12 protein-coding genes and 1 tRNA gene are annotated in these 16,822 nt (G+C 57.8%); 6 read left to right on the top strand and 7 right to left on the bottom strand.

Going from position 1 to position 16,822, the window contains the following annotated elements:
- Position 1: 1 nt before the first annotated feature.
- On the bottom strand, positions 2 to 805 hold the full coding sequence (locus J2T60_RS06405; protein ID WP_253446986.1) for a prolipoprotein diacylglyceryl transferase family protein: 804 nt from the start codon (positions 803 to 805) through the stop codon (positions 2 to 4).
- Between the two features lie 57 nt (positions 806 to 862).
- On the opposite strand from J2T60_RS06405, the gene J2T60_RS06410 reads away from it, so the two are divergent.
- Both J2T60_RS06410 and J2T60_RS06415 read left to right on the top strand, forming a co-directional pair.
- Positions 863 to 1,600 carry an alpha/beta hydrolase gene (locus J2T60_RS06410; RefSeq protein ID WP_253446989.1) on the top strand — a complete coding sequence of 246 codons (738 nt, stop codon included), beginning with the start codon at positions 863 to 865 and terminating at the stop codon, positions 1,598 to 1,600.
- Between the two features lie 221 nt (positions 1,601 to 1,821).
- Positions 1,822 to 2,244 carry a DUF4168 domain-containing protein gene (locus J2T60_RS06415; protein WP_253446992.1) on the top strand — a complete coding sequence of 141 codons (423 nt, stop codon included), beginning with the start codon at positions 1,822 to 1,824 and terminating at the stop codon, positions 2,242 to 2,244.
- 552 nt (positions 2,245 to 2,796) lie between these two features.
- Here the strand turns inward: J2T60_RS06415 and J2T60_RS06420 are convergent.
- From J2T60_RS06420 to hemN, 4 genes are all read right to left on the bottom strand, one after another.
- Positions 2,797 to 4,824 carry an oxidoreductase gene (locus J2T60_RS06420; protein WP_445376043.1) on the bottom strand — a complete coding sequence of 676 codons (2,028 nt, stop codon included), beginning with the start codon at positions 4,822 to 4,824 and terminating at the stop codon, positions 2,797 to 2,799.
- Positions 4,825 to 4,862: 38 nt separating this feature from the next.
- The gene (gene fnr, locus J2T60_RS06425) at positions 4,863 to 5,603 is read right to left on the bottom strand and encodes a fumarate/nitrate reduction transcriptional regulator Fnr (protein ID WP_253446998.1); all 741 of its coding nucleotides are present in this window, start codon (positions 5,601 to 5,603) and stop codon (positions 4,863 to 4,865) included.
- A gap of 120 nt (positions 5,604 to 5,723) precedes the next feature.
- The gene (locus J2T60_RS06430) at positions 5,724 to 7,721 is read right to left on the bottom strand and encodes a pyridoxal phosphate-dependent decarboxylase family protein (RefSeq protein ID WP_253447001.1); all 1,998 of its coding nucleotides are present in this window, start codon (positions 7,719 to 7,721) and stop codon (positions 5,724 to 5,726) included.
- A gap of 34 nt (positions 7,722 to 7,755) precedes the next feature.
- Complete coding sequence (gene hemN, locus J2T60_RS06435; RefSeq protein WP_253447004.1) at positions 7,756 to 9,135, bottom strand: oxygen-independent coproporphyrinogen III oxidase; 1,380 nt, start codon at positions 9,133 to 9,135, stop codon at positions 7,756 to 7,758.
- Between the two features lie 142 nt (positions 9,136 to 9,277).
- On the opposite strand from hemN, the gene J2T60_RS06440 reads away from it, so the two are divergent.
- The 4 genes from J2T60_RS06440 (at position 9,278) to J2T60_RS06455 (ending at position 15,230) form a co-directional block, all read left to right on the top strand.
- A complete protein-coding gene (locus J2T60_RS06440; protein WP_253447007.1) occupies positions 9,278 to 10,222 on the top strand; it encodes a universal stress protein in 945 nt (314 codons plus the stop codon).
- Positions 10,223 to 10,229: 7 nt separating this feature from the next.
- Positions 10,230 to 11,483, top strand: a complete 1,254-nt coding sequence (locus J2T60_RS06445; protein WP_253447010.1) for an MFS transporter — start codon at positions 10,230 to 10,232, stop codon at positions 11,481 to 11,483.
- Positions 11,480 to 12,118, top strand: a complete 639-nt coding sequence (locus tag J2T60_RS06450; protein WP_253447013.1) for a hypothetical protein — start codon at positions 11,480 to 11,482, stop codon at positions 12,116 to 12,118. Before J2T60_RS06445 ends, J2T60_RS06450 begins: the two co-directional genes overlap by 4 nt.
- Positions 12,119 to 12,599: 481 nt before the next feature.
- Complete coding sequence (locus J2T60_RS06455) at positions 12,600 to 15,230, top strand: TonB-dependent receptor (protein WP_253447016.1); 2,631 nt, start codon at positions 12,600 to 12,602, stop codon at positions 15,228 to 15,230.
- A 95-nt stretch (positions 15,231 to 15,325) separates the two neighbouring features.
- Here J2T60_RS06455 and J2T60_RS06460 read toward each other — a convergent pair whose 3' ends face one another.
- Positions 15,326 to 16,474, bottom strand: a complete 1,149-nt coding sequence (locus J2T60_RS06460; protein WP_253447019.1) for a PQQ-dependent sugar dehydrogenase — start codon at positions 16,472 to 16,474, stop codon at positions 15,326 to 15,328.
- 174 nt (positions 16,475 to 16,648) lie between these two features.
- Positions 16,649 to 16,738, bottom strand: a tRNA-Ser gene (locus tag J2T60_RS06465).
- Positions 16,739 to 16,822 lie beyond the last annotated feature (84 nt).

The following is a 16,822-nucleotide window of genomic DNA, read 5'->3' on the forward strand; positions in this document are numbered from 1 at the left end:
CTTAGAAGCTGCCCAGAAGCCGTGAGACGGAACGACGCCCCATGAAACGATCCACCTGAACACCCTCGGCATCAAAAAGCAGCGTGGTGGGAACCCCATAGGCCCGCCAGTCCCGCATCAATTGCTGCTTGGGATCCAGAACCACGGTAACGTTGGACGGCCAATCGTTTTCATGTTCCGCCAGATAGGCATGCACTTCTTCCGGCTGCTCGCCCACGTTCACCAGCAGCCATTGGGATTCCGGCTGCTCCCTGGCGGCATCAATCAGATCCGGCATCATCTGCCGACAGACGCCGCACCAGCTTGCCCACAGAAAAACCCCACTGGCTTGGCCGGCGGATTCCGCCTGCAGCGACGTCGCTTCCCCCTCCAGAGTAAAGACCGTTTCCGCCTCCGCCAGCTCAAGCGGCTCGGGCTGAAGATTGTGGACCACCACCCAGCCCACCAGCGCCACCACCAGCGCGGGCGCCACAGCGGCTGAAAGCCAGCGAAGCGCCAGACCCCGGAACAGTACAAAGCCTGCCGTGATCAGGCCCATGGCCACCACTGCGCCCCAAAGGGTGTAACCGTCCTGCCAGATATAAAGCGCCTGCCAGGGGGCATCGGCGTACAGGGCCGGGTATTGGATGACATGGCCCAGACGTCCGCCCAGAACTGCGGCAATCAATACGCCGGTCACCCAGCCGTTGATGCCCGGTTCCCGACGCTGGAGGAGCTGGGCAGCCAGCAGCAGGGCAGCCGCCGTCAACAGGAGGACCAGGCGGTCCAGGGGCAATACCAGGGGGCCGAGACTGACACTATCCACGGGGAGAACACCAATATGGTTTAAGGTAGAACTCAGATGATAACAAAGGACAATGCCATGAAGGCCACACTGCTCTCCCTGACCATCATGTTCCTTGCCAGTGCTTGCAGCTTGTTTACCCCCCGCCCCGAAACCCCCATGCCGATGGACCGGGCTCAGGCCGAGCCGGAATCCGATACCCTATTGGTCCTGCTGCCCGGACGCCAGTCACGCGGCCCGGACTTTCGCAAGCAGGGCTTTCTGGCACCGGCCAAATCAGCCGGGCTGGATGTGATCGCCGCTGATGCCCACTTTGGCTATTACTTGGAAGAAAGCGTGACCCGCCGCCTGCACGAAGACATCGTCCAGCCGGCCCGTGAACAGGGTTATGAGGAAATCTGGCTGATGGGGATCTCCCTGGGGGGACTGGGTGCGGCCTTGTACCTTTCCGATTATCCCGGTGAGGTGGACGGCCTGATCCTGCTGGCCCCTTACACGGGCGCTGATGCACTGCGCGACGAGATTGCCGATGCCGGCGGTCTCATGGCCTGGAACGGCCAGTCCGATGCCGGTAAGACCCATGAGCGTGAGGCCTGGCGGGCCCTACAACACTGGATCGGACAGAATCAGCCTCCGCGCCTGATTATCGGTTACGGGGAAGAGGACAGTTTTGCCAAGGCCAACCAGCTGATTGCCGACCCGCTGCCAGCAGAACAGGTCTATACCCGGGCAGGCCGCCACAACTGGTCAGTCTGGACCCCCCTCTGGGAGGCTATTCTGGATGATCATCACTTGCCCCGAGAGGCGTCGAATTGAATGGCGATGTAACGTTGCCTGATGTGTCATGTTCCAGAATGTGACGCTCAAAGCGGTGACATCGAATACCGTGTACCACCTCCCTGAATGCTGCTGCTGCCACCTCAATCCGCTCATGACGGCCTCTCCCGCGATTTCTGCCAGCCATTCTCAATACCTGGCACGCCATATGCACCTAGGAATGGCGAGTAAGTAATTTATCTCGAAACTCAGGAGGAAGTATGAAGATTCGTACCGCACTGATCACGTTTGCCACTGCCGGTTTCCTGGCTAGCCCCCTGGCTATCGCTCAGGGTCAGCCCCAGCCTCAGGAACAGCAGCAGCAACAGCAGCAGCAAGAAGCTCAGCCGATGCCGCAGGAGCAGGAAGCCCCGGAAGTGAGCGATTCTCAGGTGGAAGCATTTGTTGATGCCTATGTGGCGGTCAACGATGTGCGCGAAGACTACACCGAGCGCCTGCAGAATGCCGAGGACCAGGAAGAAGCTCAGCAGCTGCAGCAGGAAGCCAACGATGCCATGAGCGATGCCATTGCCGAAAGTGGCATGGACGTTGAGGAATATCAGGAAGTCGCCATGGCGGTGAATGCTGATCCGGAAGTGCGTGAACAGGTCACCGAAATGCTGGAAGAGCGTGGTGCCTTGTAAGCACTGATTGGTGAAGAACGATGAGGAACGGCCGGGTCCCCCTCCCCGGCCTCATCGGGAGGCCCCGCTAGCGCGGGGCCTTTTTTGTGGGTCATCGTGGAATTCCGGGGAGCATATCGAAGCCGAGGCCAGCTCATCCCACCACTGCTTAAATTCGGGAGGATCGAGTGCAGGGTGGGACTGGCCAGGGCTGTGCGCGACAGGGATGTCGCGCCCAGAGCCCCAGGGATGGGTCCATGCGGCCCTGGACAGTTCCACCCTGTACTCGAGCCGTGAAGTTTAAACAGAAACCAATACTCTCCGCTGGCTGTAGCTTGAACGGCCTCGAAAGTCGCTAATGAATATCGCTCCGAGCAGGCGGAGTTCGAACATAGTTCAGCGTTTCAATGGCTCGATGCCAAAGCACAGTCGTGTCAAAATCCTACGAAAAGATTCAAGCTGGGTCAGCCGGAAGTCGTGGTCTACTTTCAGGACTTCACGGCTCGATCACATGGTGGGATGTTCCAGGGACGCTGTGAATCCATCCCTGAGACGCTCGGCAGGGAAGGCGGTCTACAAGCGAACCGCCAGCCGAGTGCCCTCATCGATGGCTCGCTTGGCATCCAGTTCGGCGGCCAGGTTGGCGCCCCCGATGAGATGGGTATTGATATCGTCGGTCTCCAGTGGCTCCTGCAATTCGCGCAGACTCAGCTGACCGGCACAGAGAATCACGTTGTCCACTTCCAAACAACGCGCTTCACCATCCACGGTAATGTGCAGCCCCTGATCATCAATGCGTTCATACTGAACACCGGGGATCATCTTCACGCCGTAATGGCGCAGGGAAAGGCGATGGATCCAACCCGTGGTCTTACCGAGACTTTTTCCGGGCTTGGTGGTCTTGCGCTGTAGCATCCAAATCTGACGGGCCGGCTCGTCAAAATTGGGCCTCAGCCCCTTGACCCCACCACGGCGGGAGACCGTCATATCCACGCCCCATTGGCGGAAGAACTGGTCTCGATCCGTCTCCTGCGCTTCATGGGGGTGGACCAGGAATTCCGATACGTCAAAGCCGATGCCGCCCGCACCGATCACGGCCACCTTCTGGCCCACCGCTTTGCCGTGAAGCAAGACATCGATATAGCTCAACACTTTGGGATGATCCTGGCCGGGAATCCCCGGGTCTCGGGGCTTGACCCCGGTGGCCAGAATCACCTCGTCAAATCCACGGCTAAGCTGATCTGCTGTTACCCGGGTATTGAGACGCAGGTCCACGCCAGTGAGTTCGATCTGTCGCTTGAAGTAGCGCAAGGTCTCGTGGAACTCTTCCTTGCCGGGAATCCGTTTGGCCATATTGAACTGGCCTCCGATTTCAGCCGCTGACTCGTACAACACCACCGAATGGCCCCGTTGGGCGGCGGTGGTGGCTGCGGCCAGACCGGCCGGACCGGCCCCTACCACCGCGATGGACTTGGGCTGAGCAGCCGGCTCGATTTGAACCTCGGTTTCATGACCGGCGCGGGGATTCACCAGACAGGAAGCCACCTTCTGCTCGAAGACGTGGTCCAGGCAGGCCTGATTGCAGGCAATACAGGTATTGATTTCGTCCGAACGGGCCTCGGCCGCCTTATTGACCCATTCCGGATCAGCCAGGAAAGGCCGGGCCATAGAGACCATATCCGCATCGCCATCCGCCAGCACTTTCTCGGCCGTTTCGGGCATGTTGATGCGATTGGTGGTCACCAGGGGCAGGGAAACCGCATCCCGCAATTTTCGGGTCACCCAGGTATAGGCGGCCCGAGGCACCATGGTGGCGATGGTGGGGATACGGGTTTCATGCCAGCCGATGCCGGTATTGATGATGGTGGCGCCAGCATTCTCAATGGCCTTGCCCAGCTGCACCACCTCTTCCCAGCTATTGCCATCGGCGAGCATGTCCAACATGGACAAGCGATAGATAATAATGAAATTCTCACCCACCGCTTCCCGGGTCCGTTTCACGATTTCCACCGGAACCCGCATGCGGTTCTCGAACGAGCCGCCCCACTCGTCTTCCCGGTGATTGGTACGGGGCACCAGGAATTGATTGATGAAGTAGCCTTCCGAACCCATGATCTCCACGCCATCATAGCCACCCGATTTGGCCAGGCGGGCGCAACGCACGAAATCCCGGATCTGCTTTTCCACACCCCGGCTGCTCAGGGCCTTGGGGGTAAACGGGGTGATGGGCGAGCGTATGGCGGATGGTGCCACGGAAAAGGGGTGATAGGCGTAGCGCCCGGCATGCAGGATCTGCATGCAGATCTTGCCCCCGGCTTCATGAACGCCTCGGGTCAGCTTGCGGTGACGGGGGAGCTCGAGCGGATTGGTGAGCTTGGAGGCAAAGGGGCTCAAACACCCCCGCCGATTGGGCGCGATACCGCCGGTGACCATCAGCCCCGCACCGCCGCGGGCCCGTTCAATGAAATAGGCGGTAAGGCGATCCCAATGCCAGACCCGGTCTTCCAGGCCGGTGTGCATGGAACCCATAAGAACGCGATTGGGCAATTGCGTAAACCCCAGGTCCAGGGGTTCCAACAACTTTGGATAGGACACGGACAAGGCTCAACCTCTGATTTTCATAATGGCGGTAAAAGGGGTTAGTCCTGCTCTGAAAGGCTGTCCTTGGCCAATTCACCGAGCGCCTGCTGATCCAGGATGCGCAAGTGCCGACGATCCACGGCGATCCAGCCCTTATTCTGAAATTTTTTCAGCACCCGGCTGACGGTCTCGGTAGCCAGACGCAGATAATTGGCAATATCCCGGCGGGACATGGCCAAATGGATATCGGTGGCGGAATAGCCCCGCTCTCCCAGGCGTTTGGCCAGATCCTGAAGGAAGGTGGCCATCCGTTCCTCGGCGGAATGATCTCCCGCCAGGGGCACCATGGCACTGATTTCCTTGCTCAACAAACGCATGATCTGGCGTTGCAGACCAGGAATATTACTTGCCAGTTCGGATAACTGCTGAAAGGGCAAAACACAGGCACTGGCGGTATCCAGGGCCACCACACTGCACTGGTGATAATCCGGATGAATGGCGTCCAGTCCCACCAGTTCGCCCGGCAAATGGAAACCGATGACCTGTTCTTCACCCTCCCGGTTCACCGCGTAACTCTTGAAGGTACCCGAGCGGACCGCGTAGATGCTGCGCATGGCATCCCCTTTCCGGAACAGGTGATCCCCACCGTGCAGGGTTTTGGACTTCTCCACCACCTTGTCCAACCGTTCCACCTCGGCACGGGCAAGGCCCATGGGGACACAGAGTTCCTTCAGGGAACAATTGCTGCAGACACGCTTGAGTTCACGCAGGTCCAGGGGCTGGGCCTGGCTCGAAGCCATTGACATAACGCTTCCCATATCCGCTCAAATCAGACAACACCGAACGGCGCCCGGCGAAGTCCTACTTTAAGCCATCCGACAGCGCAGGCATAGCCCGCCACTTTGCCGGCACAGGGCGGCCTAAAGGGCTTCGAGCTCCTTGAGTACCAGGGCTTCCAAGTGACGACAATAGCGATCCAGATAGTTGAGCCCTTCGGAGGCACTGAACAACCAGGGGTTCATCAGGGTATGACGCAGCAGGAAGATAAAATTGCTGCTATTTTCACCATCCCCCTCCGACTGGAAGCTATCTGGATCCAACCCCAGCTTCTCGGTAAGTACCTGGCGGGCCTCCGGACTCAAACTGTCATGGAATACGTTGGTCCGGGAACCAAAGAATTCCCGCATCTGGGGTGGCTGATCCGGCACCACCCGCAACTGCTCGTAAATCCGCTTGCCAAAACGGTTCAATGCCGGCGCGCTGTGATTACCCTCCGGGTTCAGGGCAATGCAGATCAGGTTGGTGTCCGGTTCGAAGGGCACCACCAGGCGCACCTTGCTCGCCAGTCGCTCGGCGGTTTCCTGCAATCGGTCATAAAGGTACTCGGTGCTGTGCACGGTGACCTCGGTGAGCTTGCCGAAACGCTTGTAGTCCAGGGGGAAGACCCGGTGGGTCACATAGGTAGCGGCCGCCATGGAGCCGGGCTTGGAGCCTTCCAGAATATAGCGACCCAGATTGCGCAGCAGGGTATCGGTGTCGGCTCCCTCCCCCGCCTCATCAAAGACATAGGCCGCATCCTCGCCCAGCAGTGTGGTGATCTCGCGGTTACGGGCAATGAAGGCCCCCACCCCGAAAGGCAAATACCCCAGCTTGTGGGGGTCCACGGTGACTGTGTCGGCATGCCGGATGGCGGCAAAGGCCTGATGGACCTCCAGGGAAGGGAAGTACTTGAAACCCCGGGCCACATCCTCGCGACGACGCAATCCACCGCCGGGCTCACGGAACAGGGCCGCCATATAACCCCCCCAGGCGGCATCCACATGGATGCCGAAGTCCAGGGCCGGCGCCTTGCGGCGCAAACGTTGGCGAATAGCGACGATGTCATCAATAGGGTCGATGGTGCCGTATTCGGTGGAGCCAAGAATCCCCACCACCGCCAGCACCGGCCGGCCCTCCTCCGCCAGCCGCGCCAGCTCGGCCTCCAGGGCCTTCGGGTCCAGGCGCATATGATCGGTCACCGGTACCGAAATCAGCTGGGCGGAACCAAAGCCCATCATCTTCATGGCCTTTTTCCAGCTGTAGTGAGCGGTGAGCGGGACCAGCACCACCGGCGGCTTGAGATCCGGATGGGCCGCATGAAAATCCGCCTGGCCCAAATGCTCCACCCTTGCCGATTCCAATTTTCGGGTAACACGCTGACGTGTCTGCTTGGGCAGGCCCTGCAAGGCTTCGGCCACCGCCTTTTGCAGGCGGACTACTGTATCCACATCCAGGTTGAACCAGGGCCATGGATCGGGGTCCTCCAGTGACAGCGGCTTGCGGATAATGGCCGCAGGGTCCAGACCCAGCTCCGCCATCACGGTTCGCGCCGCCAGAGGATAGTACTTGGCCGACCGCAGGTTCCAGAGCCCCTCATAGTTGGCCACCGTCCCTCCGGACGTCAGGTGTCCCCAGGCACAGGGACGCTGGGCGGGGTCCGTGTTGAAACCCATCATGTCGGCCAACTGACGTCCCGCTGCCAGCTCCAGGCGAACCGTCACCGGGGCCGCCTCTTCGGTGACGTTATTGGGGTTGTAGAGCGTGGTCACCAGATGAGCAATCAGGCCCGGCAGCAGCAGATCCGAGGCCATATGGCCGATGTAACGGGGGTTAAAGAAGGGGGCTGAATTCTTGAGATCCGCCGTCAAGCGGTGGAGCTCAGTCTTCATCCGGTCCACGAATTCCAGATAGCCTTCCGAGTGCAGCGCCCGGATGGGGATGGGGGGCGTATCCTGGGGATGCAGATTCCGGCGCCAATAGACATGATCCCGAAAGAACTCGAGGATCAGTTTTTCAAATAGTTCGTCATTCTCACCGTAAGCCCCGAGAAAAAAGGGGCTAAACAGGGCATCCACTTCCGGGATCTGGTCCTGGCTCATAGGGTTCACACCACTTTATTCTGCTTGAGACGTTTCAAATGACGCGTGAAAAACGCTGCTGATTCTGCTCGGGACCATTATAGGCATCGAAAAGCATGGCCACATTGCGAAGCAGGTATCGGCCCTTGCGGCTCACCGTAAACCCATCATTATGAAATTCCAGCAAACCATCGTCTGCCATGCGGCGCAGGCCGGGAGCAGCCGCGGCAAAATAGCTCCAGAAATCCAGATGGTGATGGCGGGTCACGGCATCCACATTCACCGTACCATTGCACATGATGGACTGAATGACCTGCTGGCGAATCCGATCGTCTGCCGACAACGCCAGACCTCGGGCAATGGGCAGCTGTCCGGCCGCCACTTCGGCTTGCCAATCCCGAATATTGGCGATGTTCTGGCTGAAGCTGTCACCCACCTTGCCGATGGCGCTGGCGCCGAGGCCAATGAGATCACATTCGGCATGGGTGGAATAGCCCTGGAAGTTCCGCTGCAGCTGCCCCCGGTCCCGGGCTGCGACGAGGGGGTCGCCCGGACGCGCGAAGTGATCCATGCCGATATGCTCGTAACCGGCCCGCTCCAGTTCCTCCACCGCAGTGGACAGCAGCTCCAGCCTCAGGGCACTGTCCGGCAGAGCGTCGGCATTCATCAAGCCCTGAATGGGGAATCGCTCAGGGAGATGGGCATAGGCATAGATGGACAGACGATCTGGTCCCAATTCCACTACCTGCTCCAGGGTTCGGCGAAAACCCGCCACCGTCTGATAAGGCAAACCATAGATCAGATCGAAACTGAGGCTTTCCACCCCGGCACGGCGGGCGGCTTCCACCTGTTCGGCCACCATGGGCACCGGCTGAATGCGATTCACCGCCTCCTGGACCTTTGGGTCGAAATCCTGAATGCCCATGGACATGCGATCAAAGCCGATGTCGGCCAGGCCCGCCACATCCTGTGCACTGACCGAGCGGGGATCGATTTCAACGGAAAATTCGCGTTCGCCCCGCTCGGCAAAACGAAAGCCTGCAGACAGGGCATCCAGCATGCCGGCCAGGGCATCCACATCGTGGAAAGTTGGGGTCCCACCACCGAGATGCAATTGCCTCAGCGTCCGGTCCCGGTCAAACAGGGCCGATTGCAGTTCAATCTCGCGGGCCAGGTGGTCCAGGTAGGCTTCCCCCCGATCCGGTCGCCGGGTGATACTGCGATGACAGGCGCAATACCAGCAAGCCTGCTCACAGAAAGGCAGATGCACATACACGGAAAGATCTCTCGGAATGGGCTCCTCGTTGGAAGCCCGCACCATCTCCCGGTAAGCTGTGGCATCAAAGGTATTACTGAATTGCAGTGCCGTGGGGTAGGAAGTGTAACGTGGGCCACGTCCCTCATAGCGCTGCATCAGGTCCGGATCGAATGACATGGGTTTAACACTCCGCTGTCGTTCCTGGTTTGGATGCGACCAGCTTAAACAGCTGGGTGCTCACGCCCATTGACCTGTGTCAAGCCGGAATCAATATTGCCCCCGAAAAGACCCATAGCCCAAAAAAGGCGCCCGAATCACCATGAATGCACAGCACCCCCCGTCAATCCGGCATATCGCCGTCATGCTCTCAGATGAGCTGGACGCTCCTCGGGCCCTGGAAGAAGCCCTGGGCATTGCCCGGGCCCATGAGGCCAAACTCACCGTACTGGCACCCGCCGGGGATCTATCCGGCGGATTGAACAGTGATGAACTCAGTGAGGATGTCCGCCGGCGCCTGAAAGCGGAGGTGGAAAAGCGTCGGGATCAACACCTGCAAGGGCTGATGGAAAAGGTCCGCAGCCAGCATGCCGATGTGGATTGCCAGTTGCTGGCAGGCCGCCATTGGCATCAGGCGGTTCTGAACTGGCAGGAGCAACACCCGGTGGACCTGATGATCAAGGACCTGTCAGTGGACAGCCATCGCCGCAGTCATCTGTTTACACCGCTGGATTGGCATTTGCTTCGCGGGACCCGGAGTGCATTACTCATTGTCGGGGCCCAGACACAATCAGGGCCGGTGGTCGCGGCCGTGGACCTGGTGGCCGCCAGGGATAAACCCCTTAGCCTGGATGGGCAGGTGCTCCGGTGGAGCCGCTGGCTCAGCGACCTGCGGCAACGCCCTCTGCACGTAGCGCACGCTTTTGAGACGGTGGAAAACCTGCGTCTGCCCTTTGGCTTCGACCGCCTGATGCCGGAATCCGACCTAAAAGCTGTGCGGGCTGAACACCAGGCCCTGCTCGACCGGGTCTCGGAATCCATTGAAGTACCACCGTCGCGACGCCACCTGCTGGAATCCCCGCCCGGGCGGGCCATTCCCGAGCTCTGCCGAGAGCAGGCGGCGGATACACTGGTGCTGGGTACCGTTCGGCGAGGCCGCCTGGAACGCATGGTTCTTGGCAGTACCGCCGAATCGATCATCCATGCCCTGGACGGAGACCTGCTGGCCATTCCACCCAGCGAGACCGACGCCGGCCAGGAACGATAAGAGCTCCATGTTTCGAGATTACCTGAGTCTGCTCAAACAGCAGCCGGCCTTTCTGCTGTTCGGCCTGCTGGCCGCCTGCCTGTCCAGTTTTGGCCAGACCTTCTATATCGGCCTGTTCAGCGGGGAGATCCGTGGAGAATTCCAGCTGAGCCACGGGGAATTCGGGCTCCTTTATTCCCTGGCCACTCTGGGCAGTGGGGTAATTCTGCTCTGGCTGGGCCGCCTGGTGGATCATTTCGACCTGAGATGGATGACGGGCATGACCCTGGCCGGCTTGGCCATGGCCTGCTTGGCCATGGCCATTGTCACCCACCCCTGGCTGCTGGTCCTGGTGTTTTTCCTGCTGCGGCTGCTGGGACAAGGCATGATGGGGCATATTGCCATTACCGCAATGGGGCGCTACTTTTCGGCAGCCCGGGGCCGGGCGGTGAGCATTGCCGCCAGTGGCTTTCCACTGGGGGAAGCGGTTTTCCCAATTCTGGCGGTGGCCCTGATCGCTACCGTGGGCTGGCGGATGAGCTGGGCCATTGCCGGTATCGCATTGCTCATTCTGGGCATTCCCCTGCTGCTTGCCCTACTCCGGGGTCAGGATCGTCGCCATCGCCTTTGGCAGCTCCGTCAAAGACGCCAACACCAGGCCGATCGTTTTCGGACCAATCAGGATTGGGCCCTCTCGGATGTGCTCAAAGATCCACGCTTCTGGCTTCTGATGCCGGCCATACTCAGTCCCGCCTTCCTGGTGACCGGTTTCTTCTTTCACCAGGTAGCACTGGCTGAAAGCAAGGATTGGGCGCTAAGCCTGCTCGCCGGCAGCTTTGTGGCCTTTGCCGCCTGTCAGCTGGGCGGACTTGCCCTGGCCGGATTCCTTAGTGACCGCCATAATGCGGCCAGCCTGCTCCCCTACTATCTGCTTCCCCTGGCACTGGCAATGGGCATCATCTGGCAGGTACAGGCTCCGGTCTGGATACCGGTCTACATGGGCCTGATGGGGCTCGCGGCCGGCGCAAGTGGTACCATCGTGGGGGTATTGTGGGCGGAACTATATGGCACCTTGCACCTTGGAAGCATCCGCTCGGTCTACACTGCATTGATGGTGTTTTCCACAGCAGTGTCTCCCTGGCTTCTGGGCCAGCTAATGGATCTCAATGTCAGCCTGGAAGACATTGCCCTCACAAGTCTTGCCTGGATCATCATAATTTCCATAATGATGGCATTACTCCGCCCCAGTCTGAAAGGCGTCAACCATGAACAGAACTCATGAATGGTATTAATCGCTGGCAAAAACTTCGCCTGATTCTGGAGCTGGTGATCACCCCCTGGCTACCAGGCCCCAGGCCGCAGCTTGAAACAGAGAATCTCCCGGCCAACTGGTCTGGTGGTCACACCCTGTCCCCGTGGCATGCGGGCATTCGCCAGCAGGTGGTCAAGGCATTGCGAGATCAAGCCATCACCGGGCATTTTCCGGTGGAGTCATTGCCCATTGACCGCCTCTTGATACGTCAAGAGCTTGAAGACCAGTGGCCCATTTTTCGTCTCATGGCAAGGGATTGGCCAGGCCTGCGACGGGGACATCCCCAGCTACCCTGGTATCGTAAATGGATAAAGAAACGTACCCGCCTGAACGCCAAACGCAAGCTGGCGAAAAGCCGCCAAATCATGATTTCCCTTCAAAAAGATGGCTTTCAAGCTATAACAAGTGACCCGGTAATGGTTTACCGCTCCCCCAATGGCTGGGTCAGAAATGGGGGCTCCCACCGACTTGCCATCCTAGCGGCCACCGGCCAGACCCATGCCCCGGTGATTGTGCTGGACCGGGATGCCTGCCTGGCTGACCCCAAGGTGCCCGATGCTGTAAAAGATCACATTCTGGAACTAGACCCCCTGGAACAACGCTGAGAGGAAAGCGGCTAAAACCCCCACCAAAAACCATCGAAGAAATCCCCTAAACGAAGCCCCCAAGGAATCGGTGAATTACTTTTAATAAACACCGGACTCACGTTTTCTCCCTTAGCAAATAGATTCGGTGATTCAGAGCTTATAACAGCAACCTATGCTTTCAGTTTATTCCAAAAGGCGATAAGCATTGAACATATCTGCTTAACGACTCAGAAGAGCAACACTACGTTGACTCAACTCTCTCTAAGAGAGAAAACCGCTCAAAAACAAGAACCAGTTCACACTTTCGACATTCATTCGATGCTGAAATTAACATAACAACCATCCCCTCTTGTATTCGATAAAATCCCTGCCATCTTGTTCCGCTGTTGCCAACACACAAAAAACAGGCACATCAAAAAAATGGGCAACTTCCGGGGGCCGGCATAAAATCCGGCAAACATTATCCATTGATGAGAATCTGTTACGGGAGTAATGAGTTATGTACTCGCAACTCGTAAGAACAATTCTGCCTGTCACATTGACAGCAACATTCATCGGGACAGGAGGAACAGCCACACCCATTCATGCCCAAGATGAGGAAGCGCGGGATCTCGGTCGTGTCATGGTTACTGGCTCTCGTCTCACCCGACTCGAGATGGAAGAGATTAGCCCAATTACGGTCATTGATCGTGAGCAAATGGAAAACGAAGGAATCCAGACCACTCAGGATCTTTTTGACCGCATCCCTTCCCTGGGAGCTGGGAGTTTCACTGAGGCCGGAGATTCCAACGATGACACTGGCCCGGATACATCAGCTGCAGCCCTGCGTGGTCTTGAGGCCAATGCGACCCTGATTCTGATCAACGGCCGCAGAACTGCCAACTCACCATTTGCCAAAGGAATCACAACTTCAGCAGTTGACCTAAACACAATCCCTTTTTCTGCGATTGAAAGAATTGAAGTGATGCGTGACGGGGCATCGGCTATCTATGGAACTGATGCCATTGCGGGGGTCATCAACATCATTTTGCGCAACAATTTACAGGGTGGTGAGATACACGCCAGCGCTGGTGTATCCGGCGATGGTGATGCCAATGAAGAGCGAGTCAGTCTGATGTGGGGATCCATGGAAGGCAGCAGCCGACACATCACCACTCTGGATTGGTATAACCGTGATTCGGTCTGGATGAAGGATCGTCAATACTCACAGAGTGCCAACAAGATCGGCTTGCACCCCGATGCAATCCAGACGCAACCCGACGGAAGCAGCCTTCCGATTGATTTCCGGTCCAGCCTGGGCTCCAATCCTGGTGCATATTTCTTATTAGATGACGAAGAGTGGCAGCCGGATCCCGCATGCCCATCGGACCGACTCAACGAAAGCGGAGAATTCTGCCTGTTTGATTTCACGCCTAGCATGCAGCTAAGGCCCGACTCAGAGCGCACCAGCCTAATTCATCTCACTGAATATGACATCAGCAATACTATGCAACTCTACGGTGAGTTCTGGGCGCACCACCGAAACAGCGAGATCCAGGGTGCCGCCACGCCTTCCGTGGATGAACTTTTCATCTCGGAAGATCATTCCGGTAATCCCTTCAATCAGGACGTCCGTGCACGATACCGTTTCACCGATGCCGGCCCCCGTGTCCAGCGGCAAAATCACACTAGCTTGCGGGCGGTAGTTGGCCTCACTGGCCTTTTCTCCAATCCAGACTGGGACTATGACGTCGCAGCTGGTTACACGCGCCATGCCGCACAACAGCATGGCATAGGTGGCTTCATCAACATCAATCAGGCCCAGGACGCGCTAGACGAAGACATCTATAACCCCTTCGGCTCCGAGCCGAACAGCAGTGATGCAATCGACCACATCGACACCAGAACCACCCGTACCGGTGTATCTCGTCAAGCCTTCCTGGATGCCGGCATAAGTGGACACTTGGGTAAACTGCCTGGTGGACCAATTGGCCTTGCCGGGGGTGTCCAGTATCGGGATGAATTTATTCGCGACACGCCCGACTACCAATTCCGCACTGGACAGCTCATCGGAACCGAGGCTACCCAAGCCGAAGGCGGGCGGGATATAACGTCCCTCTATGTGGAAACAGCGCTTCCAGTAAACGATATGCTGGACATCCAGCTAGCGCTGCGTCATGACGATTACTCAGACTTCGGGACGACCACAAACCCTCGTATCGGCTTACATTTTCAACCTATGCAACGACTTGCTTTCCGGGCCAGTTACTCGGAAGGTTTTCGCGCCCCAAGCATACCGGAGATTGGTCTTGGTGCCACGGAAGAATCACCAATTCTGGTTGACACCACCCGGTGCGGGCTGACCCAGGACGACCAGGACTGTGGTCCTACTGAATACATCGTCCAATTCGAGGGCAACCCGAACCTGGATCCTGAAACCAGCGAGAGCTTTAACATCGGCATAATTGCTGAGCCACTGGATTGGATGTCCGTGACAATCGATTACTGGCAGATCAAGCATAAAAATCTAATTGCCAGCGACACCCAATTCATCTTGAACAACGAGGACCAGTTCCCAGATCGTGTTGTTCGTCTGGAGCCAACCTCTGACGAGCAAGCCCAAGGGATACCCGGCCGCATCGATTTTATCAACGACAGCTTCCTCAATTTCGGCCAACAGGAAACCGATGGTATTGATCTAGACGTGCGTATGGAATGGGATCAATTTGGTGGAAGGCTCCGCTTAGATAACTCCGCCACTTACGTCCTGAACTTCGATCGACAATTGCGAGACGAAGGCCCTGTTTCCGAACTTGCCGGCACGTTTCAGCGCCCCCAGCTCCGTATGATGTCGCGGGTCAACTGGGATGCCTCGACCTGGGGCTGGACGATTGGCGTTCGACATGTAGGGTCCTATACCGAGGAAAATAATTCCGTCGGCCTCCCAATTGACCGGCGAGTCAATTCCTGGACGGTCATGGATGCAAGTGTACGGTGGCAAGCCACCGAATCAATGAATGTATATGCTCGTGCTCACAACTTACTGGACAAGGAAGCGCCCTTTGTAGCAGGCGATATATCGGGCTATGACCTGAGAAATCATGACCCCAGGGGTCGCTTCATGAGTGTTGGCGCGAGCTACGCTTTCTAAATCGCACTCTTTTGGAAAGTGGGAATCTGAGTAAACCACAAGAAAGGGCGCATCGGTAGGATGCGCCCTTTCTCCATTCAAAGCTGCAAAGCAATTTAGTTTGCAGGCTCGATACGATAAAGGCTCGCATCACTGCGATCATTGAGGATATAGATATCCCCATTCGGGGCCTGGCGAACCTCACGAATCCGTCCCAAGCGTTCCAGCAATAACTCTTCCGCATGGACCACGGTCTTGTCCTCCAGTACCAGGCGCAAAATGCGCTCGGCACGAAGACCGCCGGCCAGGAGATTGCCTTCCCAGTTCTCGAAGCGGTCACCGTCAATTACAGCCAATCCGGATGGCGCCAGAGTGGGCAAAAATTCAAAGACCGGATCCACCATGTCTTCCCGGTGACGCGCTTCGGCATCCGGGAATGGCTCTTCCGTGCGGTAATCACGCCCCAAGGTCGTAGTGGGCCAACCGTAGTTCTTCCCGGCTTCCACCAAATTCAACTCATCGCCACCCCGGGGACCGTGCTCAGTGGCCCAGATTTCGCCGGTCTGCGGGTGCTGGATGATCCCCTGAATGTTCCGATGGCCGTAGGAATAGATTTCCGGGGCGTAATCATCATTATCCAGGAAAGGATTATCACTGGGTACGGATCCATCATGATTGAGGCGAACCACGGTACCTGAGTGATCCTCTGTGTCTTGGGCCCGTGGTGGCTCCGCTCCCCGGTCACCAATGGTCATAAGCAGCGTCCCGTCATCCAGGAATAGAATGCGGGAACCATAATGCCGGCCCGGGGAGGTATAGGTGTTGGATTCAAACAATTCCTCCATATCCACCAGGCGATCGCCATCCAGACGCGCTCGGGCCAGTGCGGGGACCGTCGCATCGCTGTCCCCCTTGGAGTAGGTCATATAGATCCAGCCATTGTCCTCGTAGTCAGGATGAACCACGATATCCAGCATCCCCCCCTGGTTGGTGGCATAGACGTCGGGCGCCCCTTCCAGTTCGGTTTTTTCATCGCCGTCCACCAGGAAAACACCGCCTGGGCGCTCAGTGACCAGCTTTCGGCCATCGGGCAGAAAACCCACGGCCCAGGGGTGGGAAAATCCATCTGCAACCTCTACCAGGCGCAACTGTTCATATTCAGTGCCCATGCTACTCTCGAGTACCTCCTGGGCAGAGGCCGCGCCAAACGGCAATACGGCCGCGGACATGAGTAGGGGAACTGCCGTAAACCACTGTTTATTCATTCTTTTCCCTCCATATTGCCAGGCAATGGATAATTCTCGGCTATCGTCAACGTCTGACACCAAGCATAGCTGCTAGTTCGCTTTCGTACAGCCTTGCCAACGGACGCCAGCCTTGAGACTCTCCCTCTCCGCCATACATAAAAAAACCGCCCAACCGGGCGGTTTTTTTATGTATGGCGGAGAGGGAGGGATTCGAACCCTCGGATCTCGCGAGAGATCAACGGTTTTCGAGACCGCCCCGTTCGACCACTCCGGCACCTCTCCTGGAGTCTATCGTGTTCGCGCAGCAGTGCTCGCTGCTCTTCCTCGTTCGTGGTCACAATCGACCAGAAACGACGAACATCTGCT

The sequence above is a fragment of the Natronospira proteinivora genome (assembly GCF_024170465.1).
GTDB lineage: Bacteria > Pseudomonadota > Gammaproteobacteria > Natronospirales > Natronospiraceae > Natronospira > Natronospira proteinivora.

Excerpts from the sequence above, each read along its gene's own strand:
- J2T60_RS06410 (WP_253446989.1), top strand. The coding sequence starts at position 863 with ATGAAGGCCACACTGCTCTCCCTGACCATCATGTTCCTTGCCAGTGCT.
- J2T60_RS06440 (WP_253447007.1), top strand. The coding sequence starts at position 9,278 with ATGAATGCACAGCACCCCCCGTCAATCCGGCATATCGCCGTCATGCTC.
- hemN (WP_253447004.1), bottom strand. The coding sequence starts at position 9,135 with ATGTCATTCGATCCGGACCTGATGCAGCGCTATGAGGGACGTGGCCCA.
- J2T60_RS06430 (WP_253447001.1), bottom strand. The coding sequence starts at position 7,721 with ATGAGCCAGGACCAGATCCCGGAAGTGGATGCCCTGTTTAGCCCCTTT.
- J2T60_RS06455 (WP_253447016.1), top strand. The coding sequence starts at position 12,600 with ATGTACTCGCAACTCGTAAGAACAATTCTGCCTGTCACATTGACAGCA.
- J2T60_RS06460 (WP_253447019.1), bottom strand. The coding sequence starts at position 16,474 with ATGAATAAACAGTGGTTTACGGCAGTTCCCCTACTCATGTCCGCGGCC.
- J2T60_RS06450 (WP_253447013.1), top strand. The coding sequence starts at position 11,480 with ATGAATGGTATTAATCGCTGGCAAAAACTTCGCCTGATTCTGGAGCTG.
- J2T60_RS06415 (WP_253446992.1), top strand. The coding sequence starts at position 1,822 with ATGAAGATTCGTACCGCACTGATCACGTTTGCCACTGCCGGTTTCCTG.
- fnr (WP_253446998.1), bottom strand. The coding sequence starts at position 5,603 with ATGGCTTCGAGCCAGGCCCAGCCCCTGGACCTGCGTGAACTCAAGCGT.
- J2T60_RS06445 (WP_253447010.1), top strand. The coding sequence starts at position 10,230 with ATGTTTCGAGATTACCTGAGTCTGCTCAAACAGCAGCCGGCCTTTCTG.